Source organism: uncultured Psychrosphaera sp., assembly GCF_947500655.1.
Classification (GTDB): domain Bacteria; phylum Pseudomonadota; class Gammaproteobacteria; order Enterobacterales; family Alteromonadaceae; genus Psychrosphaera.
Genome location: NZ_CANMSK010000003.1, coordinates 1 through 23,701 on the forward strand (window position 1 = coordinate 1; position 23,701 = coordinate 23,701).

Here is a 23,701-nt window from a genome sequence, read left to right on the forward strand (position 1 = left end):
CTTTCTGCTGTTTGATGTCTTCCTGACAACGTGGGGCGCATTATAGGGAGTTTCGGATTCAGTGCAACCCTTTATTTAAAATAAGTTACAAAAAACGTTTGAATGATTAAATACCAAGCAATATGTGCGATAACTCAACTAAAACGATGATTTAAACGTAATATTTATTGGCTTATTAAAGACAAAATATGAAAAACAGTTAGTATGGATAAATAGATGTTTTACAGTAAATCATTATGAATACACAATTTCAGTTATTAAATTTAAATAAAGAACACTTTTCTGATGTTATTGAATTAGGGAATTTAGTTCATGGTGATGGTTATTTATTTCCCGACACTATCGCGACTATACATACTAAAGGAATAAAAGACGGATTAAACTCAAGCTTTGTTTTATATCAAGGAGATTTATTGGTTGGCTTCCGTCTTACTTACGCTCCTAACAATTGGCCACTTGATAGATGGTGTACTCCGGAACTTTGGACTGTTGATCAAAAAGAGGTGGCTTACTTTAAATGTAATACCATTCATCCTGATTTTCAGGGCAAAGGTTTAGGTGGAACTTTATTATCTGAATCAATTTCAGTTTTAAAGAAAATGGGAGCAAAAGCAGGCTTAAGCCACATTTGGATGCAAAGCCCCGGAAACGCATCATTTAAGTATTTTACCAAAGCAGGAGGAATTCTTATTAAAACACATCCTAGACGTTGGCATGAAGATGAAAGTTTACCTAATTATGTATGTATTATTTGTGGCGAAGACTGTTATTGCGATGCATCTGAAATGCTCCTTGAATTTGACAAAGAGTAACTAAGTTTATGTACGATCCTCTCGTTAATCGCCAATTAAGCAATAAACAAGGATTCCCTGAGTCTTATTGGAGCTCGACTACCTCCCCTATCAATTACGATATGTTGGATAAGTCTATTAATGCCAATGTGGTCATTGTTGGAGCTGGGTATACTGGTTTAAGTTGTGCTATTCATTTAGCCCAACAAGGTGTTAAAAACATTGTGGTTGTTGAAGCTAATGAAATTGGCTGGGGTTGTAGTGGCCGCAATGCAGGTTTTGTTCTACCTGGTTCAGGTCGGTTAGGCTATAAACAACTTGTCGACCGCTTCGGCCTTAGTCAAACTCAAAACTTGCATAATGATTATATGTCGGCAATTGAGCTGGTTGATACGTTAAGTATCAAAGCACAAGTTGATATTGATAAAACAGAGCTAGGTTACTTAAAGTTAGCCCATAGTAAAAAGTGGTTTGAAAAACTAAAAAATTCAGCTGACTATCTTCATAATGAATTTGACTATGATGTTGAAGTCATTTCTAAACCTGACTTTTGTCAACAATACGTTGATCATAAAAACGTATTTGGCGCTATTCGCTATACCAATGGTTTTGGTATAAATCCACTTAAGCTAGTTAATAGTTACGCTGAGCTAGCTTGCTCTTTAGGCGTTATGATTTACACCCAAAGTCCAGTTACTGATATTACTAAAAATGGTCAACAACATTTGATTACAACTGAATTAGGTTCTGCATTATCTGATAAGTTAGTGATCGCAACTAATGGATATACACCTAAAGCATTAAACACCCCGATAAAAAACAAAATATTACCAGTATTAACCAATGTTATTGTTACCCGCCCTCTTACCGCTGATGAATTAAAACGTTCTAACTTTAAGACTCATCAAGTGATGATGGATACCCGCGAATTAAAATACTATTACCGTTTATTACCAGATAACCGTATTTTGTTTGGTGGAAGAGGTGCTATATCTGGCAAAGATGCTAAAAATCCGATTTATGCGGCTCGATTATTATCCGAACTCAAAGCATCCTTTCCTGAATTGTCGGCATTAACCATTGATTACAATTGGATTGGTTGGATTTCCGTTGCCTTTGATCAAATGCCACATATACATAAGACAGCAGATAACATTTTTTATTCCACAGGATATTGTGGTTCAGGAGTGTCTTTTAGTGCTTATGCAGGAAAGTTATTGGCTAATTTAATTCAAGAACAACAAGTGATTTCGCCATTGATATCTGAATTGCCGTCTTTACCGTTTGCACAATTTAGAAGAACGGGACAACGTTTCTTTTATCAATATGGTCGAATGAAGGACTGGTTAAGTTAATCAGTGTAATTTTAATTGTCTCTTTACAAAAAAGCCTCAAATGTTGAGGCTTTTTAGTTTCTTGGAGTTAGGTTTAATACATTCTTTATATCCTCAAAAACTTAATACAGTAAAGTATAAAGTTTACGGCGATATTTTCCGGCTAACACATCACCATCTGGCAAGTTAGCAATAATATCTAAGTAGAATTTTTTAGCTTCACCAAAGTTCATATCGGCTTTTAGTATTTCAAACAATAATTCTAAGGCTTCTTCGTTTCGATTTACTTGGCTTAACGCTAGCGCTAATTGTTGTTTTAACTCTAGTGAGCTTGGTTCTTTTTCTAGTGCCATTTGCAGATTAATGATCTCTGGAGAATCCGCTGCATTTGAGGCTAAATCTAATTTTGCAATTAGTTGTTGATAAGCCGTATCTTGATTAACCAGTAATACACTGTCTAGTAATGTTTTAGCATCTTCTAACTTACCAAGCTCAATACTTGCGTTAGCAAACGCGAACAGGAATGTCATTTGGCTTTGGTCTGCTTCAAACGCATTTTTAAATAATGGATACGCTTCTAACCAGTTGCCTTCTTGCGCTAGCTTTACGCCATTGATATACCAAGTGTCATGCTCTTGTGGTAAATGTTTATTCACTAACTCTAAAATTTCAGCTTCAGATTGCACACCAGAAAAACCATCAATTGGCTGGCTGTCTTTCATAATCGCAACGGTTGGTAAGCTTTTAACACCAAATTGAGCTGCAATCTGCTGTTGCTCGTCGCAATTAACTCTGGCTAAGATCAAGTTATCTGGAAATTTTGATGCTATAGAAAACAAGCTTGGAGTAAGTTGCTTACATGCTTCACACCAGTCAGCCCAAAACTGCACCATAACTAAAGTTTCTTTAGACTGCTCCAACAATACTTGCTGAAAGTTTTCTAACGTTATATCAATTATATTACTCAATCTTCTGCCCCTAGCGACTTTTTCTTTGACTTTGATATGTGGGAAAAATAACTAAATACAATGATTATTCCCACAAAATAAAAAACCGTCAAATGACGGTTTTTTTTATTAATTAAAGTTAACTATCTGCTTAGATATATTCAACTTCAATTATTTCATATTCAGCGACACCAGCTGGTGTTTGAATTTTAGCAACATCATCAACACTTTTCCCTATTAGCCCACGAGCAATAGGAGAACCAACGTAGATTTTACCAAGTTTAATGTCAGCTTCATCTTGTCCAACTATATGATATTTGGTTTCTTCTTCCGTATCACAATTTAAAATTGTAACGGTTGTCCCAAATATAACTTTGCCAGTGTTTGGCATTTTGGTTACATCGATGATCTGTACGTTAGACAACTTAGCTTCAATCTCTTGAATTCTACCTTCGCAGAAACCTTGTTGTTCACGTGCTGCATGATATTCAGCATTTTCTTTTAAGTCACCATGCTCACGAGCAGATGCAATATCTGCCACAATACGAGGACGACTTACTGTTTTTAGTTCAATCAATTCTAAGCGCAAAGCTTCTGCGCCATGAATTGTCATTGGTACTTGAGTACTCATTTACTGAATTCTCTTATGTAAGTTTTGTAATGATTCTACACTACCACGGTCATCTGCAGTATTAGCTAGACAAGTAGCAAAAGCCGCATTTAATGTTGTTGTGTAGTTCGATTTGTATCTTAATGCACCACGACGTAATACTTTAGAGTCTTCAATCGCTTGGCGACCTTCAACAGTATTAACGATATAAGCATACTCACCATTTTTAATACGGTCTAGTATATGTGGACGCCCTTCAAATACTTTATTTACTTTGCGGCATTCAATTCCAGCGTCTTCCAATACTTTTTGACAACCACGAGTTGCGTCTAATTCGAAACCAGATTCAATTAGCTTTTTGGCTAAATCAATTACACGTACTTTATCTGAGTCACGAACTGAAATTAATGCACGACCGCCGCGAGCGATTTCAATACCAGCGCCAAGTTCGGCTTTGGCAAACGCTTCTTCAAACGTATTACCAACCCCCATAACTTCACCAGTTGAGCGCATTTCTGGACCTAAAATTGGATCTACACCTAAGAATTTATTAAATGGCATAACCACTTCTTTTACTGAGAAATATGGTGGAATGATTTCTTTCAATACACCTTGCTCAGCTAAACTCTTACCAGCCATTACTCTAGCTGCAACTTTCGCTAACGGTACTGCAGTCGCTTTTGAAACAAAAGGAACCGTACGAGCTGCACGTGGGTTAACTTCAATCAAATACACTTTGCCGTCTTTAACTGCAAATTGAGTATTCATCAAACCAATAACACCTAATTCTAACGCCATGTCACGCACTTGTTGACGCATAACATCTTGTACGTCTTGAGGTAATGAATAAGCTGGTAATGAACATGCCGAGTCACCTGAGTGAACACCCGCTTGTTCAATGTGTTCCATAATACCGCCAATCACAACATCGGTACCATCACATATAGCGTCAACATCTACTTCAATCGCATTATCTAAAAAGTGATCAAGCAATACTGGAGAATCATTGGATACCGATACTGCATCCGTCATATAACGACGTAAATCCGCTTCATCGTATACAATTTCCATTGCTCTTCCGCCTAGTACGTAGGATGGACGAACAACTAATGGAAATCCGATTTCAGCACTTTTCAGAATCGCTTGTTCCGTTGATGTTACAGTTGCATTTTGTGGCTGCAATAAGTTCAAACGCTCAACCATTTGTTGGAAACGTTCACGGTCTTCAGCGCGGTCAATTGAGTCAGGCGATGTACCAATAATTGGCACTCCGTTAGCTTCTAATGCACGAGCTAATTTAAGTGGTGTTTGACCGCCGTATTGAACAATCACGCCTTTTGGATTTTCAATACGTACAATTTCTAATACGTCTTCAAGGGTAATTGACTCAAAATATAATCGGTCAGATGTATCGTAATCTGTTGAAACCGTTTCAGGGTTACAGTTAACCATAATGGTTTCATAACCATCTTCACGTAATGCAAGAGATGCGTGTACACAACAGTAATCAAATTCAATACCTTGGCCGATTCGGTTAGGACCGCCACCAAGAACCATGATCTTGTCATTACTTGTTGGGTTTGATTCACATTCTTCATCGTAGGTTGAATACATGTAAGCGGTGTCTGAACTAAATTCAGCGGCACAAGTATCAACACGTTTATATACAGGGTGAAGATTAAAAGAGTAACGTTTTTTACGCACTTCCGCTTCATTCATCGCTAACAAGTCAGCAATACGAAGGTCGGCAAAACCTTTACGTTTAAGTGAACGTAAGAAAGCTTCATCTAAACCTGCAAAACCACGTGTTACCACTTCAGTTTCAGATTTAATAATATCTTCAATTTGCACTAAGAACCAAGGGTCGACATTGGTTAACTTGAAGATAGCGTCTAACTCCATGCCACTACGGAATGCATCGGCAATATACCAAATACGATCAGGGCCTGGTTCTTTAAGTTCATGAATTATTTTGTCATGCGCACAGTCAGAATTAAGATCTACGATTGGATCGAAACCAGATACCCCCACTTCCAAGCCACGAAGTGCTTTTTGTAATGACTCTTGTTGGTTACGGCCGATAGCCATAACTTCACCAACAGATTTCATCTGTGTGGTTAAACGGTCGTTAGAACCGGCAAATTTCTCAAAGTTAAAACGAGGTAATTTAGTAACTACATAATCGATTGTAGGTTCAAAAGAAGCCGGAGTAGCACCACCGGTAATGTCGTTACTTAATTCGTCAAGCGTATAACCAACTGCTAACTTAGCGGCAATTTTAGCAATTGGGAACCCCGTTGCTTTTGATGCAAGTGCAGAAGAACGAGATACACGAGGATTCATCTCGATAATAACCATACGGCCATCAACTGGGTTAACGCCAAACTGAACATTTGAACCACCAGTTTCTACGCCAATTTCACGTAAAACTGCAATCGATGCGTTACGCATGATTTGGTATTCTTTGTCTGTTAATGTTTGCGCAGGAGCAACTGTAATTGAGTCACCAGTGTGAACACCCATGGCATCAAAGTTTTCGATAGAACATATGATGATGCAGTTGTCGTTTTTGTCACGAACCACTTCCATCTCATATTCTTTCCAACCGATTAGAGATTCGTCGATTAATAATTCACTCGTTGGCGATAAATCTAAGCCACGTGTACATATTTCGTCAAATTCTTCTTTGTTGTATGCAATACCACCGCCGCTGCCACCCATAGTGAATGACGGACGAATAATACAAGGAAAGCCAATTCTTGATAAAACATCATGAGCTTCGTCAATCGTATTACATGTTTCTGCTCTAGGGCATTCTAAGCCGATAGACTTCATTGCCTTGTCGAAACGACTTCTGTCTTCTGCTTTATCAATTGCATCAGCAGAGGCACCAATCATTTCAACGTTGTATTTTGCTAACACACCTTGTTTTTCTAACTCAAGTGCGCAGTTTAATGCAGTTTGACCGCCCATTGTTGGTAGTACCGCATCTGGGCGTTCTTTTTCAATTATTTTTTCAACAACTTCCCAATGGATAGGTTCGATGTACGTTGCATCAGCCATATCTGGGTCTGTCATTATTGTGGCTGGGTTAGAGTTAACTAGGATAACTCGGTAACCTTCTTCACGTAATGCTTTACAAGCTTGAGCGCCTGAATAGTCAAACTCACAGGCTTGACCGATAACTATTGGACCAGCACCTAATAACAGAATGCTTTTTATGTCGGAACGTTTTGGCATAGGAATTCTTCTCTTAAATCTGTATTAGTTATTATTTACGTTCAGTCATTAGTTCGATGAAATGGTCGAACAAAGGTGCTGCGTCGTGTGGACCAGGGCTTGCTTCTGGATGCCCTTGGAAACTAAATGCTGGTTTATCTGTGCGATGAATTCCTTGCAACGTACCGTCAAACAAAGATTTATGTGTCGCTATTAAATTATCAGGCAGAGTACTTTCTTGAGCTGCGAAACCATGATTTTGCGCTGTGATCATAACTTTTTTGGTTTCAAGATCTTGTACTGGGTGATTACCACCATGATGACCAAATTTCATTTTCTCTGTTTTAGCACCACTTGCGATTGCAAGTAATTGGTGACCTAAACAAATACCAAATACTGGAATGTTAGTTTCTAAAAGAGATTTAATTGCTTCAACTGCATAAGTACATGGCTCTGGATCGCCAGGACCATTTGATAAGAAAATACCGTCGGGATTAAGTGCTAGAACTTCTTCCGCTGAGGTTTGTGCAGGAACAACCGTTAGACGACAACCGCGGTCAACCAACATACGTAAAATATTACGTTTAACACCATAGTCATAAGCGACTACATGAAAACGTTCATCTGCTAATTTTGAGTAACCTTGACCAAGCTGCCAACTGCCCATATCCCATTGGTATGGTTTTTCACAGCTAACTACTTTTGCTAAGTCCATTCCTTTAATACCTGGAAATTTCTTAGCCGCTTCTAATGCTTTGGCTTCATCAACTTCACCTGCAATGATACAACCGTTCTGCGCGCCTTTATCTCGTAAAATACGAGTCAACTTGCGAGTATCAATATCAGCGATGCCAACTACATTGTGTTTTTTTAAGTAACTACTTAAGTCTTGTTCACTGCGGAAATTACTAGCAACTAAAGGTAAGTCACGGATCACTAAGCCTTTGGCCCAGATCTTATCGTTTTCTTCATCTTCAGAGTTAGTACCGTAGTTACCAATATGTGGATAGGTTAAAGTAATGATTTGTTCAGCGTAAGATGGATCAGTAATAATTTCTTGATAGCCTGTCATTGAAGTATTAAAAACTACTTCACCAACTGACATACCTTCAGCACCAATAGCGGTACCTCGGAATATCGTTCCATCTTCAAGAACTAATAGCGCGGGTTGAGTCAAGATAACCTCCTAGCAATGAGTCACAGATTGTACGTTTTTATCTGTAACCGGTTAATCTTAGCCACACAAAGCTTGTTTTTTTCATCTGACAAATGAGCAACAGCATTTGTATTAGGCAAATTTGAATTATTGTAGCTAAGACTGACTCATTAGGCTAGAAAAATTTGTGTAAATTAGATAAATAGTCTGTTTAGATGATTTTTTTATGATAACCCGTTATTTTATATATTAAGTTGCTTCAAATTAAGCACATCTTGCATGTCAAACAAGCCTTTTTGTTTTCCATCCAACCAGTTCGCAGCCCTTACTGCACCTTTAGCAAAGGTTAATCGACTTGATGCTTTATGTGTTATTTCCAGACGTTCACCTATATCTGCAAACAAAACAGTGTGGTCGCCAACTATGTCGCCAGCTCGAACGGTTGCAAAACCTATGGTTTCTCGGCTACGTTCTCCGGTATCACCTTCTCGTCCGTATACTGCAACTTTGTCTAAATCACGGTCTAATGTATCTGCAATCACCTGACCTAATGCCATCGCCGTACCTGATGGTGCATCTTTTTTATATCGGTGATGCCCTTCTATAATTTCTATATCGCAATCATCACCAATAGTTTTTGAGGTAACTTCAAGTAACTTGTACATCAAATTAACACCAGTAGAAAAATTAGCCGCAAATACGATAGCAATATGTTGCGAAGCTTGCTTCATCTTCTCTATCAATGACTCGGGTAAACCAGTAACACCAATGACCATGTTTAATTTGTGTTTAACGCAGTAATCTATATTAGTGCTTAATACTTCTGGTAATGTGAAATCAATCCAAACATTAGTTACTTTAGCCAAAGCATCTAAATTTGAGCTTGCCATAACCCCTTGTTCGCCTATTCCAGCGATTAAGCCTGCATCCATCCCATTAAACGGTGAAGAAGCTCTAACAGAGCAAGCGTTTAGGCTAGCTTGTTGGTCGGCAGTTACCGCTTCAATAAGGTTGCGACCCATACGGCCATTTGCGCCAAAGATTCCTACATTTGCCATTGTTATTCTCGTTTAATTTGTCAGTTGCGAGTTGTTACCCACTCAATGAATGAATATTACCGCAATACAGATATAAAAAAACCCGCTATCTGCGGGTTTTTAATTTTAATTCTGAATATGCTATTCGGTTTAAGCTATGGTGCTTTTGAAACCATAACCATTGCAGGTCTTAATAAACGACCATTTAACGTGAAACCTTTTTGCATTACAGCAATAACTGTATTTGGTTCAACATCAGCACTTGGTTGCATTGACATTGCTTGATGGAATTCAGCGTTGAATTTTTCACCTTCTGGGTTTACCAGCTCAATGCCAAACTTCGCAACGGCATCAATAAATGATTTTTGCGTAAGTTCAATACCTTCAATTAACGGCTTTAACGCTTCATTTTCTTTATCAGAGAATTCAACAGCACGTTCTAGATTGTCGATTACCGGCAATAATTCATTAGCAAACTTTTCTAGCGCAAACTTACGAGCTTTTTCAACATCTATAGCGGCACGGCGACGAATATTATCATTATCGGCTGCGGCTCTTATGACAGAGTCTTTCTGCCCTTCAATAGTTGCATTAGCCGCTGCTAATTCAGCTTCTAATTTGGCAATATGTGCAATTGCATCAACTTCTTCTGATTGAACATCAGCTTGTTGGCTATTTACTTCAGCCGCAGTTTGTTCGTTTTGTAATTCTTCGTTGTTTTGATCTTGATCAGACATGGGGTTATAGACTCCAAACCATTCTAATTATAATAAAAATGTGATATCGCATATTATGGGGATTGAAATTCTCGATTCAAGGCTGACGATAGAATATTCGCAGTTACATCCACAGCAGATATTACCGATGCATAATCCATACGTATTGAACCGACTACTGAAATATAACCCACTACTCTATTATCTTTGATTAATGGCTTAACAACAACACTACAATTAGAAAAAAGTTCGACACCTATTTCATCGCCAATAAATACCGATACATCGCTATTATCTCTACATTTATTAAACATCTGATTTAACGAAGATACATTTTCAAATGACTTAATTAATTTACGCAAAGTATCGGTGTCGTTCGATATTTCATTATTTAATAAACGTGTTTGTCCGGATAAATATACAAGGGGCTCGTGAGCCTCAACTATGTCACCAAACAAGGTTTGTTTCACTAGCTCAAACACTTCTGGGTCAGACTGCTTAATTAAATAAGGTAAACGTTCTGCGCCTTCACTCATGGTAAAGCCAGACAACGCGATGTTAAGTAGTTGTATCGTTTGTTGTAAAATTAATTCAGAAACAGGTTGAGCTAAATCAACAAGCCTATTTTGTACATGGTCATGTTCATCAATTAATACACATAATAAACGTCGGTCGGCCAAACGTACCAACTCTAACTGACGAATAACAAGGTCATTACTTTGTGGCATAACAACTAAACCGGTTAACCGAGTCATATCTGCAATTAGTTTGCTAGCCTTGGCACAAATAACTTCTGGATTGGATGAATAGCCTAAACTGGCAGACAGTTTTTGCATGGTATTAGGCTTACATTGGTTATTTTCTAATAAATGATCAACGTAATGTCTTAACCCTTCTTTTGAAGGAATGCGACCAGCACTGGTATGGGGAGAAAAAATTAACCCTTCTTTTTCTAATGCTACCATTTCATTTCTAATGGTTGCCGAGCTCGCCGATATCTCATCTGATGCTGAGATAGCCTTAGAGGATGTTGGGCTGCCGCACTTTAAATAGTTTCTAATAACTAGATTTAGTATGAGTTCGCAGCGTGTATTGATTATTTTTTTTTGATTCAATGTTTTACCAGTCTTCTAATTCAGTCGAAAAAACGCTATAACCCAACTAGATAATCAATTTCTAGCTTATAGATACATTAATTAGGGCGTTTAGGAAAAATACAATGGCTCAGCACTTCAAAACAATTGGATTAATTGGCAAAGCAAATCACGATGCCACGATGGAGACTGTGGTCGACCTATATAACTTTCTCATTAATAAGGGTTATCAGCCCATAATAGAAGAAAGTGTCGCAAGTTATATTGACGATAAAAACTGTCAGGTTGTCAATTTAGTGGAGCTAGGAAAAAAGTGTGATTTGGCCATTGTCGTCGGTGGTGACGGTAATATGCTTGGTGCAGCGCGTACTCTGAGTCAATACGATGTGGCCGTAATAGGTGTAAACCGTGGTAATTTAGGATTTTTAACGGATTTAAATCCTGATGATTATGAAACCTCGTTAACTCAAGTATTATCCGGTGAGTACAAAACTGAATTACGATTTTTATTAGATGTGTCGGTTTATCGCGATGGCGAATTAAAAGCCAGTAACTGTGCAGTTAATGAAGTTGTATTGCATGCCGACAAAGTAGCGCACATGATAGAATTCGAAGCCTTTATCGATGGTTCATTTGTTTTCCATCAACGCTCAGATGGTCTTATTGTATGTACACCAACAGGCTCTACAGCCTATTCTTTATCTGGTGGCGGACCAATTGTTCATCCTAATTTGAACGCGGTTACCCTTGTGCCTATGTTTCCACATACATTAACGAGCCGACCTTTAGTTGTTGATGCAGATAGTGAAATTAAAATTATTGTATCGAAAGCCAAAGATTCTCTGTTACAAATCAGTTGCGACAGCCACATTATGCTAGCGGTTAGACCGGGTGATGAAATTGTTATTAATAAACATCAGCTCGGTTTACGATTAGTTCATCCAATGGAACATGATTATTACAGTGTACTAAGAAAAAAATTACATTGGGGTAAGCAAAACTACTAATTCAACCAGCATTAAAATGAATTTTTTATAGACATGTCTAAAATTTTAAACTACTGTACATTACAACAGTTATTAATCTTTTGATGTGTTTATATGTTAATTTCTTTAGCTATTAAAAATTTTGCGATTGTGAGTCAATTGGAAGTCAATTGGCATCACCAAATGACAACTATCACCGGAGAAACTGGCGCTGGTAAATCCATTGCGATCGACGCTTTAGCTCAAGCCCTTGGCGAACGTAGTGAAGCGTCTATGGTTAGAGCAAATACAGACAAAGCAGAGGTGATTGCCTCTTTTGATGTATCAAAACTAACAACAGCTCAAAATTGGCTAAAAGAAAACGAATTATTTAATGACGATGATTGTATTTTACGTCGTGTTGTCACTAAAGAAGGTCGTTCTAAAGCTTATATTAATGGCATCCAGGTTCCAGCATCGCAATTAAAAGCAATTGGTAGTTTACTGGTTAGTATTCATGGACAACACGCACATCAATTATTGATAAAACCTGATCATCAACGCTTTATGCTAGATCAATACGCTGGGAGTTTAGATTTACTTGCCAAAGTAAAATTGGTGTATCAAGAACTACAGTCTAAAACTTCTGAGTTTAAACAGCTAACTGAAAAACAAGCTGAATTCAGCGCTCAAAAACAACTACTTCAATATCAAGTTGATGAGTTAAATAATGCCGAGCTTATTGACGGTGAATATCAAGAAATTGAAAGCGAACATAAACGCTTACACCATGCTAACTCACTCCAAGGTGACACTCAGCATGCGCTAGATATTCTACATGAAAACGAAACTGGCAATGCATACTCAGCATTACAAACTGCACTATCCTTATTGCAGAAATCAGCTAACTTAGACTCAAGATTAAATCCAACAATAGAACTATTAGATTCTGCATTGATCCAATTGGATGAAGGTACTAGCGAATTACGTAATTATATCGATCAGCTAGAATTAAACCCTCAGCGTTTGATTGAAGTTGAACAAAGACTAAACTTATATGTTGAGTTAAGTAGAAAACATCAAGTATTCCCAGAGTTATTGATAGAAAAATTAACCTCATTAACTGATGAATTAAATAAACTAGCTAATTCAGACACTCGCTTGTTAGAGCTAGAATTAGAAATTGAGCAAGCTAAGAATAGTTATAAAGAGTTAGCTATTACGTTAACTGAAAAACGTAATCATTTTGCTCAACAACTTAATAAAAAAATAACTGCAAGTATGAAACAACTTAATATGGCTGATGCAGAATTTAATATTAATATCAATTCCGACCCAGACATTTTCACTCAGTTTGGTTCTGACAAAGTAGAATTTCTTGTTAGTGCAAACCCAGGACAACCACTACAACCTTTACTTAAAGTAGCTTCTGGTGGTGAATTAAGCCGTATGAGTTTAGCGATACAAGTTATTATTGCGCAAAAAGTGACAACGCCTACTTTATTATTTGATGAAGTTGACGTTGGTGTTTCTGGACCTACCGCCTCTGCCGTTGGCAAATTAATGAGAGAATTAAGTAATAACACACAAGTTATCTGTGTAACACATTTGCCACAAGTGGCTTGTTATGGACACCAACAACAATTTGTTAACAAACAAACCTCTACAGGCACAACACAAACAAGTATGGAGGCATTAGACCAATTAGGCAGAATTGAAGAGCTTGCTAGGTTGCTAGGTGGCGATACTATTTCTGCAACTACAAAAGCTAACGCTCAAGAATTGTTGTCAATTGCTCATGCGCACTAGTTATATACGCTAATCCCAATTAACCACACAGAGAATTGCCCTAATACTGAATATTGTAAATCCCTCATGAGAAAATTAGAGATTTACTAGTTTTACCGTTATATTAATATGTGTGTATTTTTGAGTAAATTGGGAACGGTAATATTTTGCAAAATAAAATTTTAGTTCAAGCGGCTTCATTATTATTGTTGATCCTATCCAGTAATCTGGCTGCGGAGCAGTTGTCGTTTAAAAAAGTTAGAACTGGGGATCAAACTAAATTCAGTTACAAATGGAAGGATGTTAATTCTGACATTTTAGAGTTCGATTTCAAACTAGCGACTAAAAATGTTAACAGCGACTTCCGACACTTTAAAGCATTAACGCCATCCCGTTTACAAATGTACTCTGTCAAGAAACTAAAGCAAGCAATAGCAAAACTTGATCCTAGAAAAGGCAGCGTGAAAATACAACCTCGTTACCAAAACGTTGATTTTGAATTTAGAAGTACTGATAGAGATTGGATGAAACAACAATCTGCTGCGTTACATCAAGTATACAATTCGTCCTTAAAAGAGTTCTTACATAAAGAATACTATATTGAATTTCAACCAATTGGTTACAAAGCCGATAAATCGCATCTAACCTATAAACCTGACCATGTAAGATTTGCCAAAGAGAGTCAACAATCGTTTAGGCCTCTAATTAAAAGTCTTAGCCAAAAACTCCCAGGGGCTACTGCTAGAACAACTTCAATTTTCCTTTTATCATTCTTTCAATCTATACCGTATAGTACTTTAGAATCTCGTGTAGAAAGCAATGGCGCTGGATTTTCTCCACCTATTAAAGTTTTAGCAAACAACAGGGGTGATTGTGATAGTAAAGTGACTTTGATGGCTAGTATAATAAAAGCCATGTACCCTAAATTACAAATAATTATTGTATATATCCCCGACCACGCCCTAATTGGGCTGCATGTTTCACACTTAAGTACTGACTATAGATTAGATGTAGAAGGGTTACACTACACATTAGCGGAACCTACAGGCCCAGGATTAATTGAGTTTGCTGAAATATCTGAACGTTCAAGAAGGTTTATAGATTCGGGGATATACCAAGTAGAATCTTTCTAATTGTGATGTTTTTCAAGCATTCCCTATTTACTTTTTGTAGAAAATCACTACAATGCGCGCTGATTAAAAAATGTTCTTTAGTAATTAGTTTATACGTTGAGTAAGCTTCAATTTAATTATTGGGCTTCTATATGGCTTTTTGTCACGTATAAATTATTACGTTCTTTCTAAAAATAGGTGATTGAATTATGCAACCGATGTTAAACATCGCAGTTCGTGCTGCTCGTAATGCTGGAAAAATTATTGCTCGTGCTTATGAGCAACTAGATTTAGTACAAGCTGAATTAAAAGGTACAAATGATTTTGTAACTAACATAGATAGAGAAGCAGAAGATTCAATCATCTATACAATTAAATCTTCATTTCCAGACCATTCATTTGTTGCCGAAGAAAGTGGAGTTACTGAAGGTGACTCTAAATACCAATGGATTATTGATCCTTTAGACGGCACAACAAATTTCATTAAAGGCATTCCTCACTTTGCGGTTTCAATCGCATTAAAAGTAGATGGGAAATTAGAGCAAGCTGTGATCTTTGACCCAATTCGCGGTGAATTATTTACAGCCTCTAGAGGAGCTGGTGCTCAACTTGATGGAAAACGCATACGAGTATCTAAAGCCAAAGATTTAGCAGGAACTTTACTAGCTACTGGCTTCCCTTTTAAACAGAAAAACCAAACAGTTGCATACACAGCAATCTTTTCAGATTTGTTCTTACAGGTTGCGGATATGCGTCGTGCTGGTTCAGCTGCATTAGACTTAGCATACGTTGCTGCGGGCCGTATGGAAGGTTTTTGGGAAATGGGACTTAAGCCTTGGGATACAGCAGCAGGCCAACTAATTGCTAAAGAAGCTGGAGCTGTTATATCCGACTTTGAAGGTGGAGATAACTACGACAAGTCTGGTAACATAGTCGTTGCAACCCCTAAAGTACTTGGTGCAATATTAAAAACTATTCGTCCTCATTTAAATGATGGCTTACGCAGTAAATAATTCAATCATCAGGTAATTAAAAACCGACTAACGTCGGTTTTTTTATGTCTCAAATTCTATTCAATTAACCCCGTGTCTACTTTTACGAGGTCACATCAGGCTTATGGCTTATGGCTTATGGCTTATGGCTTATCAAGTATAGATATAAAAAAACCGACACAAGGTCGGTTTTTAATAAAAGATAATTAAAACTTAATTTTATTAAAGTGCAACACCTTTACGGCTTGCAGTTTCTTTAACATAACCTAACCAGCTTTTCGCCGTTCTAGCAGAATTCTTATCTTTTGTTGCATCGTTAAATGCATTATACGATGCTTTCCAATTTTCTAAGTAAAAGTGAGATTCACCTTTTAGAAGATTCAACATACCTTTGTTTTTGTATCCAGCTTTATCAGCTTTATCAAAGGCAACTAATGCATCTTTATACTTCTCAAGTATCATAAGATTGTTACCTTGTTTCCGGAAAAGATCTCCATCATTAGATAACTTAGCAGCTTCACCAAAGTAGGATGCGGCTTTCTTATATTCTTTAGCATTTTGAAAAGTACTAGCCATTACGGATAAAGATTGATCATCTTTTTTTATCAAGCCACTCTTAATATACTTCTCTTGAATAAGTGCCGCTTTATACGGAATACCCTTAGTAGCATATAACTGAGCAAGACGTTTCATTTCAGAGTCTTTTTTCAAATACCCGTTTTTATATGAAACATCAAAAGTAGATAATGCTTTGTCGTAATCTTCTACTAATGCATAAAAATTACCGAGTTGAACCCACCATCGGCTCTCAGCTGGAAAAGTTTTTACAAGTAATTCTGTAGCCTCTACCGTTTCTTTATATTTCTTTTGCTCATAATAAGCAGCCATAACTAAGATATAAGGGTTTTGGTTCAGTTTTTCTTGTAAAGCAATCGACTTTTTAGCAGGCGCAATAACATTACTGTATTGTTCCATTACGTGATATGCGTTAGCAATACCTAAATAAGCTTGAGGATCTTCATCTAAAGAAAAGTTTATATACTCTTTATAATATTTAACAGTATCTTCATATTTTTCAGCTTGCATAGACAAAGCTGCCATATTCTTAAGAAGTTCAGCATGATCCCTAAAAGCTAATTCATCAGACTCTACAGCAGACTTCATTCTTGCAATAGCTTCTAATCCTTTGCCCTCAACTCCAGCATACATAGACCCGATATAGCGATCTACATTAGCTTTATCAAAATCATTGCTAGGTGTTAGCTCTAACAATATTGCTAACGCCTCATCTATTTTTTCTTCTTGATAAAGTTCAAAAGCTTTAGCTACTTTTTTACCAACACGTGGACCGAGAGCTTTGCCGCCACGGGCTTTTTGGCGTTTTTTCAACTCTTCTTGCTTATCCGCAGGTACTTTTGCTTCTACTAGAGGAGAAACCGTAATACCTACTGAAATAACAGCACAAAGGAATAAATTAAAAACATTTTTCATATCTATTAATTCCCTAGTTTAAAGTCTAATTGAACACTTAAACCTGTCTGGTGTTGTGGCTTACCATCAACCATTTTAGGTTTGTATTTCCACTTACGTAGAGCTTTACGAGCTTCACGGTCGAATACACGTTTAGGTTCTGCATTGATAACTTGTACATTTTCAACACCGCCAATTTTGTTTATTTCAAAACTCAATTGAACCCATCCCTCAATACCATCACGAGCAGCTTTTGTTGGAAACTTTGGCTCAATACGGACGATAGGCGTTGCATCACCATCACGTAATAAAGCCCCAGGCCCACTCAATCCAATAGAACCACCAACATTTACAGACGGCATATTGAAGTTAAAGCCACTATCAGATATTTGCTGTTCAGGCTCTGGCTGATCTGGCGGCGGCGGCGCTTTCGGTGGAGGCGGCGGCGGCGGCGGAACAAGCTTTCGTTGCTGCGTCTTACTATCTGGTGGAGTAGAATTAATTTCGACTACTATCTTTTCTTTTTCAACATCATCAGGACTTGACCCGCTTGATATTAAAAAAGCCATAAAGACAAATAAGCCGAAAGTGACTACTACACCAAGTATGATTGATGTAATAAATCTTTTCATTCTACTTTTTCTCCGCTGCGATTGAAATTTTATCTATTCCAGCCGCTTTGATAGCATCCATAACTTCAACAACAACACCATGTTTAGATTCTTTGTCAGCTTGAATAATTACGATATCAGTTGGTTGCTCTGCCAGCATACTCTCTAAACGAGCGCCAACCCTTTCAATATCTACTGCAGCTTTATCCATCCAGATCTCTCCGTTTGGTCTAATAGCAATAAAGATATTGGCTGAAGGTTTTGAACTCGCTTGAGCTGCTTTAGGTTTTAATACGTCAATACCAGCTTCTTTTACAAAAGAGGTAGTAACGATGAAGAAGATTAGCATGATAAACACGATATCTAGCATCGGTGTCATATCAATTGCAGCGTCATCATCTTCACGGAAACGTTGTTTACGTGCCATAGTTCAATCTCCTAATGATGTGGCAAGCTATCAACTAGCTTTTCTTTTGCCACTTTAACTCTTGTTTCTAGCCTAGTACTGAAGAATATTCCAGACAAAGCCGCAACCATTCCTGCCATTGTAGGGATTGTTGCCATAGAAATACCAGCAGCCATCAAACGCGGGTTACCAGTACCTTGTGTTGCCATAGTATCGAATACAGCGATCATACCTGTAACCGTACCTAGTAATCCGATTAACGGACACATAGCAACAAGAGTTTTAATTATTAACATTCTTGCATTTAGTTTTTCGGACGCCTCAGAAACCCAAGCATCACGGATTTTATGTGCACTCCACGATGTGGTATCTAATCGAGCTTCCCAATTTGAAATAATTGAGTCACGAAGTTTCGGATATTCCAAACTAAGGAAATACCAACGCTCGATCATTAATGCCCACATAATAAGAAGAGCAGCAGCTACGAAATATAATACGAAGCCGCCAGTCGCAATAAAATCCCTGACAGATTCCCATAGGCCTATCAGGTATAACATTACGCTTTCTCCTTCTCAGCATGTGAAGCAATGATACCAGCGCTTTGCTCGTCAAGAACATGAATAATGCTCTTAGCTCTTGCAGCAACAATACTATGCACAAAGATTAATGGTAATGCAGCAATGATACCCATAGCTGTTGTTACCAATGCCATTGAGATTGAACCAGCCATTAATTTCGGGTCACCCGTACCAAACAATGTAATTTGTTGGAACGTTTCAATCATACCAATAACCGTACCTAGTAGACCTAGAAGAGGTGCTACAGCAGCAAGGATCTTGATTGTATTGATACCGCGGTCAATACGTGGAGTTTCACGTAAGATAGCTTCATCTAATTTAAGCTCTAAGTTTTCTACATCAGTAGTCTTATTTTCTTGATAGATTTTTAAGATACGACCCAATGCATTATCATCAGAAGGATTATCAGTATCTTTCAGCTGAGCTTTCATCTTAGTGCTTTCAGTTAACGTAGTGTATAAGCTGAATGCCGCAATGAATAAACCTAAGAAAAGAACAACAGTAATTACATAACCTGGAGTACCACCTTGATGATAACGGTCAGATAATGTAGCTCGTTGTGTATTAAGGCGTAAAATACCACCACGTGAAGGGTCAACATAGAAAGGTACTAATTCACCAGCACTTGCTTCTTGTAAAGCATTTGCAGAAGAAACATAGTAACCATCAGCAGCTTTACCTAAAGGTTGAATTTTTCCAACATCAGAGTTGTAAATCAAGTACTCATCTTCAGCGATTAAGTTGAACGAACCAACACGAGTAACTTTCTTAGTAACAGAACCACCTTCTAATTGAGCAACTTCAACATCAAATGCTACAACTTTAGCAGATTCAGTCATTTCAGTTTGCAGAGCAATCCAAAGGTCTTCTAATTCTTTCGTTGTTGGTAGTTTTTTAGCTTCAGCAAGTTCAGCTAATAAAGCAGAACGGTCGCCATATCCAGGTTGACCTGAGATATTAGAAGCTGTAATTGAACCAATTGTGTTACTTGCTGCACGACGTACAACACCAAACATTTCACCTAAAGTGCCTTGGGCATTTTTAAGTTCAGTTGCTCGTTTTATTAACGTAAGGTCGTTTTGAGCATATTGCTTTTGTAAACGATCTCCACGTGCTTTTTCGTCTTTAAGTTCTTTTTGAGCTTTATTTAATAAAGCTTGTTTGTCTGCTTTAGCAGCCAAAAACTCTTTTTCACGTTTTTTGTTTAATTGGCCTTCAGATATACGGTCTTTTTTAACCTGTTCTAAAAGCGTGTCTAGTTCACCTGCAGCACTAACATTAAAGCTAGTTGCTACTAAAGCTGCAGCTAAAACTAATGAATTTAATACTTGTTTCATGTTTTTACTCCGCTGCAAAAATTGGTAATTTAATTAATTCATATGGTGCTTGTTTGCGCGCCATACGAATAGTTAACGTGATATCGCTAAGATATTCATCACCTAATTTTTCCCAAGCTCGTGTAGTATTATTCCATACCCACGCATTCTTAAGATCTTTTGATTGAGCTACAAGCGCAATACGACCTACGTGAACAAAATCAGCTGATACTTCTTTACCATCAAAAACTTCTGTTCCTTGCCAAGCTACAACTGCAGAACCGTAATCTTTTTCAATTTCATACGCTTCTAATACCTGACGGTATTTTTCTGAAGTACTTACTTTAGGGTCGATCATTAACGCACGTAGTTTTTCAACACGAGCTAAACGTCTATCTAATTTAATAGGAATATCTGCGTTAACAAACTGGTCTAACATATCGATCATACGATACATAAGCGGAACAACATTTCGCTTAGTATTTTCAATCTCTGCTATTTGACCTTCAAGTGATTTAATTTCTTCATTCTGAGCAGCAACTAATTTAGCAACATGGTCGTTGTAAACTTTGTTAATTTCAGTTTCATCAACAACTGCACGATATTCGATAACGATATCTTGAGTTTGTTCTTGAATAGAATCGATTTTAACCTGCGAGTTTGCCGCAGCTTTATGAATTGTACGCTCTGCAGCGTGAATTTTTTCCAGTGGATCTGCCGCCAGTGCAGAACCGGTAAATGCAATTGCACTTACAAGAGCTGACGCTACTAGATTTAGTTTCATCTTAGACATAGTTCCCAACCAATGTGTGTATTTAATTTCTTATTTTTAGAGCAAATACTCTTTGCTCATTAAATTTATACATGAATAATCGCTACAGAGTCTCCCAAACATATTCAACAATGTCAATTCAATAGAGAGCCAATGCTTGTACTTATTATTCAGTTGAACAAATTTACTACAAAAATATCCTAATCTCATACAAAATGAGGTGGACGACCAAAGATTAGGGTCAATAATTGCATTAAAAGTTCATCATTTTTTATGCATTTATAATAAAACCATTTGTTGATTAAAAAGCTTTAATGTTTTCGGAGAATATATTGCCAAAATAGCTTCAGCAATTGGAAAAATTTGCTTCTCTATATAGTGTTCATAGTTAGGTATCAGGTTAGGTTCATTAATCTTAGGCCCGTTGATCCCGATAATGTATTCAATACTGCTGCCTTTTCTATAAATGTCACTATTAGCTTGCGAGTTAGCTAAGCGCGCAGCTTTGATGTGCGGAGGCGTCGTTTTCACATAGCTTGCGATATGTTGCCTAATTCGTTTTCGGTAAATTAGTAGATGGTCAAACTCCCCTCTTTTTAACTTACTAATGACGGATGATATATATTCATCACAATCCAATTTCGCAAACACTAGTTGAAATAATTTCATTTGAAATACTTTTGCTAACTCAGTCCAATCACTTCGAACCGTCTCCATTCCTTTGAAAATAAGTTCAGAGTCTGAATTTTTATGTTTTTTCATTCCAGCATAACGTTTTTTTGAGCCTGACTCCGACCCTCTAATTGTGGGCATAAAAAACGGCGAAAAATGAGTCTCAAACTCTAACTCCATTTTATTATCTAAATTAAAGTCCTGTTGAATTTTTTGGTTAAACCATTTATTTAGGTCAATGCCCAATTGTTCAGCATCTTCAACACTAAATTTAGAATCATCTAAACTAACAAAAACAGAATCTGTATCGCCATAAATAACCGTTAAGCCCTGCTGTTCAAACCATAACTTGGATTGATTTAATACCCAATGACCACGCATGGTAATCGAGCTTGCTAACTTGGTATCGTAAAACCTACAACCGGAAGAGCCTAAAACACCATAAAAGCTATTCATGATGATCTTTATCGCATTAGAAAACACTTTATTATTATCAGCCTTGGCTTGCTCTCTTGCTTGCCATAACTTGTCTAAAATAGAAGAGAGTATTGCTTTTTCACGACTAAACTCCCCACCTCTGAAACCCGGTATTCTCAGCTCTTCATTCAAGGATCTGGCTTCGAGTAAAGTAACTGGGTCGATATTAAATGTTCTCATAATACTTGGGTACAGACTTTTAAAGTCATAGACCAGTACATCGTTATGAATACCAGGTATAGAGTCCATTACAAAACCGCCTGGACTATTTACATAATCTTGAGCAGACACTAAATTGGGCGCTATCCAGCCTTTCCGATGGGCATGAGGCAAGTACAAATTGGTGAATGCAGCAACTGAACCTCCTACACGATCAAGTTCAACTCCTGTTAACTTGGTTCTGGTAATAACAAACTCGGCTAATTTTTCTTTACTGAATATTTTGGAAACTAAAATACAATCTTGTAAGTTATATTCTATTAATGAAATGGGGTCGTTCTTGTACAGGTGTTTTATCTCAGCGAGTTTATCCCCTGCACTTTCTTGTATTAACTTTTGCTCCCCAAGGATCTGACTTGCAACATGGTTAAGTGAAAAACTAGGAAATGAATAAGTGGCATTTTTCATTACTTCAATACCGTCTAGTATTACTCTGCCTGCAACATAAGCTTTATCTGGATAACGTTGTTCGCCATCTCTATTACCGTCTATAAACTCAAGCTCTGAACCATCACGGCCAATCTTTAACTTAATACCATTACGTTTAGCGGCGGCAACTAATACACGCACATCAAACTTTACAAAGTTCCAACCTATAATTAAATCTGGGTTTAATTCAGTCACTAATTGATTAAACTTTAATAACAACTTCCATTCACTATCGAGCCATATAGTGTAATCAGGCAAGTCATCTGGCTTGATAATGGGTTTATCATTACTTTGCATACCATTATAAAGTACAAACTCTACAGACTTCTCTTGGATATCTGTTCCTTGAAGATCCGTACCCTGAGTGTTTTTTTCATAAAAACCGATACCGTGTAACCCTATTGAATAAAGGTAGCCTTGTTCATCACATTCAATATCTATTGATAAGGTTGAAAAAGTCGGGTTGTATAAACCTTGTTTTATTTGAGCCTGATTGATCACGCTTACAGATTTTACGGAGTTATTTTGTGACTTTAATTGCTTTATTCCAGTAAAGCATAATTCGCCCTGAATAAACCTTTCCATTAAGTATCTATCGATTGGTTTTATATCTGCTTCTAACAGCTCTATTCTGCGCTCTTCAGTTAACTTTCTTAGTCTGTGGTAATCCTTTAACGATTCACTATACAAACCGAATACCGCTTGACCATCAAAAGACGTTAATTCTAGATCTTTAAAGGCTATATTTAATTGAGCTTGTTGGCATAAAGCTAATATCTCAACTCTGTCTGATTCAAAGGCAAAACAAACTGCTTTTTCATTTTCAATGACTAATTGATGAACCCCATCATCAGACTTCACCCACAACTCAAACACACAATGACCATTACGGTCGTATTGTTTACGAGTTAATAAAAAACCATTTTTTTGCTCTTGGGTCATATCGCTTTAATTCATGTTAATCAATCAAAATCACAGTTATAATAACCG

General features: G+C 37.3%; 20 protein-coding genes. 6 read left to right on the top strand and 14 right to left on the bottom strand.

Annotated elements, in window-relative coordinates; all coding sequences use genetic code 11:
* The first annotated feature begins 236 nt into the window (after positions 1-236).
* Both Q0940_RS03460 and Q0940_RS03465 read left to right on the top strand, forming a co-directional pair.
* Positions 237-812, top strand: a complete 576-nt coding sequence (locus Q0940_RS03460; RefSeq protein ID WP_299264003.1) for a GNAT family N-acetyltransferase — start codon at positions 237-239, stop codon at positions 810-812.
* Positions 813-820: 8 nt separating this feature from the next.
* Positions 821-2,146 carry an FAD-binding oxidoreductase gene (locus Q0940_RS03465; protein WP_299264006.1) on the top strand — a complete coding sequence of 442 codons (1,326 nt, stop codon included), beginning with the start codon at positions 821-823 and terminating at the stop codon, positions 2,144-2,146.
* A gap of 101 nt (positions 2,147-2,247) precedes the next feature.
* On the opposite strand, the gene Q0940_RS03470 is transcribed toward Q0940_RS03465, so the two are convergent.
* The 7 genes from Q0940_RS03470 to hrcA all read right to left on the bottom strand — a co-directional run bounded on the left by Q0940_RS03470 (position 2,248) and on the right by hrcA (position 10,925).
* On the bottom strand, positions 2,248-3,093 hold the full coding sequence (locus tag Q0940_RS03470) for a tetratricopeptide repeat protein (protein ID WP_299264009.1): 846 nt from the start codon (positions 3,091-3,093) through the stop codon (positions 2,248-2,250).
* A gap of 130 nt (positions 3,094-3,223) precedes the next feature.
* Complete coding sequence (gene greA, locus Q0940_RS03475; protein WP_299264013.1) at positions 3,224-3,703, bottom strand: transcription elongation factor GreA; 480 nt, start codon at positions 3,701-3,703, stop codon at positions 3,224-3,226.
* Entirely contained in the window at positions 3,704-6,922 is a 3,219-nt protein-coding gene (carB, locus tag Q0940_RS03480) for a carbamoyl-phosphate synthase large subunit (protein WP_299264016.1), read from the bottom strand.
* 31 nt (positions 6,923-6,953) lie between these two features.
* The gene (gene carA / locus Q0940_RS03485) at positions 6,954-8,078 is read right to left on the bottom strand and encodes a glutamine-hydrolyzing carbamoyl-phosphate synthase small subunit (protein ID WP_299264020.1); all 1,125 of its coding nucleotides are present in this window, start codon (positions 8,076-8,078) and stop codon (positions 6,954-6,956) included.
* 221 nt (positions 8,079-8,299) lie between these two features.
* The gene (dapB, locus tag Q0940_RS03490; RefSeq protein ID WP_299264023.1) at positions 8,300-9,115 is read right to left on the bottom strand and encodes a 4-hydroxy-tetrahydrodipicolinate reductase; all 816 of its coding nucleotides are present in this window, start codon (positions 9,113-9,115) and stop codon (positions 8,300-8,302) included.
* Between the two features lie 134 nt (positions 9,116-9,249).
* A complete protein-coding gene (gene grpE, locus Q0940_RS03495) occupies positions 9,250-9,831 on the bottom strand; it encodes a nucleotide exchange factor GrpE (protein WP_299264026.1) in 582 nt (193 codons plus the stop codon).
* Positions 9,832-9,884: 53 nt separating this feature from the next.
* Entirely contained in the window at positions 9,885-10,925 is a 1,041-nt protein-coding gene (gene hrcA / locus Q0940_RS03500; RefSeq protein WP_299264029.1) for a heat-inducible transcriptional repressor HrcA, read from the bottom strand.
* Between the two features lie 104 nt (positions 10,926-11,029).
* Here hrcA and nadK point away from each other — a divergent pair, with 104 nt between their 5' ends.
* From nadK to suhB, 4 genes are all read left to right on the top strand, one after another.
* Positions 11,030-11,911, top strand: coding sequence for an NAD(+) kinase (nadK, locus tag Q0940_RS03505; protein WP_299264033.1), 882 nt, complete (start codon positions 11,030-11,032; stop codon positions 11,909-11,911).
* Positions 11,912-12,004: 93 nt separating this feature from the next.
* Positions 12,005-13,678 (top strand): DNA repair protein RecN, encoded by a 1,674-nt coding sequence (gene recN, locus Q0940_RS03510; protein ID WP_299264036.1) that lies wholly within the window; start codon positions 12,005-12,007, stop codon positions 13,676-13,678.
* 146 nt (positions 13,679-13,824) lie between these two features.
* Positions 13,825-14,790: a hypothetical protein gene (locus Q0940_RS03515; protein ID WP_299264039.1), complete on the top strand. Its 966-nt coding sequence runs from the start codon at positions 13,825-13,827 to the stop codon at positions 14,788-14,790.
* A gap of 188 nt (positions 14,791-14,978) precedes the next feature.
* Positions 14,979-15,782 carry an inositol-1-monophosphatase gene (suhB, locus tag Q0940_RS03520; RefSeq protein WP_299264041.1) on the top strand — a complete coding sequence of 268 codons (804 nt, stop codon included), beginning with the start codon at positions 14,979-14,981 and terminating at the stop codon, positions 15,780-15,782.
* 201 nt (positions 15,783-15,983) lie between these two features.
* On the opposite strand, the gene Q0940_RS03525 is transcribed toward suhB, so the two are convergent.
* From Q0940_RS03525 to Q0940_RS03555, 7 genes are all read right to left on the bottom strand, one after another.
* The gene (locus tag Q0940_RS03525; RefSeq protein WP_299264044.1) at positions 15,984-17,252 is read right to left on the bottom strand and encodes a hypothetical protein; all 1,269 of its coding nucleotides are present in this window, start codon (positions 17,250-17,252) and stop codon (positions 15,984-15,986) included.
* Positions 17,253-17,257: 5 nt separating this feature from the next.
* A complete protein-coding gene (locus Q0940_RS03530) occupies positions 17,258-17,863 on the bottom strand; it encodes a TonB family protein (protein WP_299264046.1) in 606 nt (201 codons plus the stop codon).
* A gap of 1 nt (position 17,864) precedes the next feature.
* A complete protein-coding gene (locus Q0940_RS03535) occupies positions 17,865-18,269 on the bottom strand; it encodes a biopolymer transporter ExbD (protein WP_299264049.1) in 405 nt (134 codons plus the stop codon).
* Between the two features lie 11 nt (positions 18,270-18,280).
* Positions 18,281-18,805: a MotA/TolQ/ExbB proton channel family protein gene (locus tag Q0940_RS03540; RefSeq protein WP_299264052.1), complete on the bottom strand. Its 525-nt coding sequence runs from the start codon at positions 18,803-18,805 to the stop codon at positions 18,281-18,283.
* On the bottom strand, positions 18,805-20,163 hold the full coding sequence (locus Q0940_RS03545) for a MotA/TolQ/ExbB proton channel family protein (protein ID WP_299264055.1): 1,359 nt from the start codon (positions 20,161-20,163) through the stop codon (positions 18,805-18,807). Before Q0940_RS03545 ends, Q0940_RS03540 begins: the two co-directional genes overlap by 1 nt.
* Before the next feature lie 4 nt (positions 20,164-20,167).
* The gene (locus Q0940_RS03550) at positions 20,168-20,935 is read right to left on the bottom strand and encodes a DUF3450 domain-containing protein (protein ID WP_299264058.1); all 768 of its coding nucleotides are present in this window, start codon (positions 20,933-20,935) and stop codon (positions 20,168-20,170) included.
* Between the two features lie 258 nt (positions 20,936-21,193).
* On the bottom strand, positions 21,194-23,653 hold the full coding sequence (locus Q0940_RS03555) for a DNA polymerase II (RefSeq protein ID WP_299264061.1): 2,460 nt from the start codon (positions 23,651-23,653) through the stop codon (positions 21,194-21,196).
* Between the last annotated feature and the right edge of the window lie 48 nt (positions 23,654-23,701).

What these genes read in the sequence shown, in the direction of transcription:
- grpE (WP_299264026.1), bottom strand. Translation starts at nt 9,831, where the DNA reads ATGTCTGATCAAGATCAAAACAACGAAGAATTACAAAACGAACAAACT.
- Q0940_RS03550 (WP_299264058.1), bottom strand. Translation starts at nt 20,935, where the DNA reads ATGTCTAAGATGAAACTAAATCTAGTAGCGTCAGCTCTTGTAAGTGCA.
- Q0940_RS03460 (WP_299264003.1), top strand. Translation starts at nt 237, where the DNA reads ATGAATACACAATTTCAGTTATTAAATTTAAATAAAGAACACTTTTCT.
- Q0940_RS03540 (WP_299264052.1), bottom strand. Translation starts at nt 18,805, where the DNA reads ATGTTATACCTGATAGGCCTATGGGAATCTGTCAGGGATTTTATTGCG.
- dapB (WP_299264023.1), bottom strand. Translation starts at nt 9,115, where the DNA reads ATGGCAAATGTAGGAATCTTTGGCGCAAATGGCCGTATGGGTCGCAAC.
- Q0940_RS03530 (WP_299264046.1), bottom strand. Translation starts at nt 17,863, where the DNA reads ATGAAAAGATTTATTACATCAATCATACTTGGTGTAGTAGTCACTTTC.
- recN (WP_299264036.1), top strand. Translation starts at nt 12,005, where the DNA reads ATGTTAATTTCTTTAGCTATTAAAAATTTTGCGATTGTGAGTCAATTG.
- nadK (WP_299264033.1), top strand. Translation starts at nt 11,030, where the DNA reads ATGGCTCAGCACTTCAAAACAATTGGATTAATTGGCAAAGCAAATCAC.
- carB (WP_299264016.1), bottom strand. Translation starts at nt 6,922, where the DNA reads ATGCCAAAACGTTCCGACATAAAAAGCATTCTGTTATTAGGTGCTGGT.
- Q0940_RS03525 (WP_299264044.1), bottom strand. Translation starts at nt 17,252, where the DNA reads ATGAAAAATGTTTTTAATTTATTCCTTTGTGCTGTTATTTCAGTAGGT.
- Q0940_RS03545 (WP_299264055.1), bottom strand. Translation starts at nt 20,163, where the DNA reads ATGAAACAAGTATTAAATTCATTAGTTTTAGCTGCAGCTTTAGTAGCA.
- suhB (WP_299264041.1), top strand. Translation starts at nt 14,979, where the DNA reads ATGCAACCGATGTTAAACATCGCAGTTCGTGCTGCTCGTAATGCTGGA.
- greA (WP_299264013.1), bottom strand. Translation starts at nt 3,703, where the DNA reads ATGAGTACTCAAGTACCAATGACAATTCATGGCGCAGAAGCTTTGCGC.
- Q0940_RS03535 (WP_299264049.1), bottom strand. Translation starts at nt 18,269, where the DNA reads ATGGCACGTAAACAACGTTTCCGTGAAGATGATGACGCTGCAATTGAT.
- Q0940_RS03555 (WP_299264061.1), bottom strand. Translation starts at nt 23,653, where the DNA reads ATGACCCAAGAGCAAAAAAATGGTTTTTTATTAACTCGTAAACAATAC.
- Q0940_RS03465 (WP_299264006.1), top strand. Translation starts at nt 821, where the DNA reads ATGTACGATCCTCTCGTTAATCGCCAATTAAGCAATAAACAAGGATTC.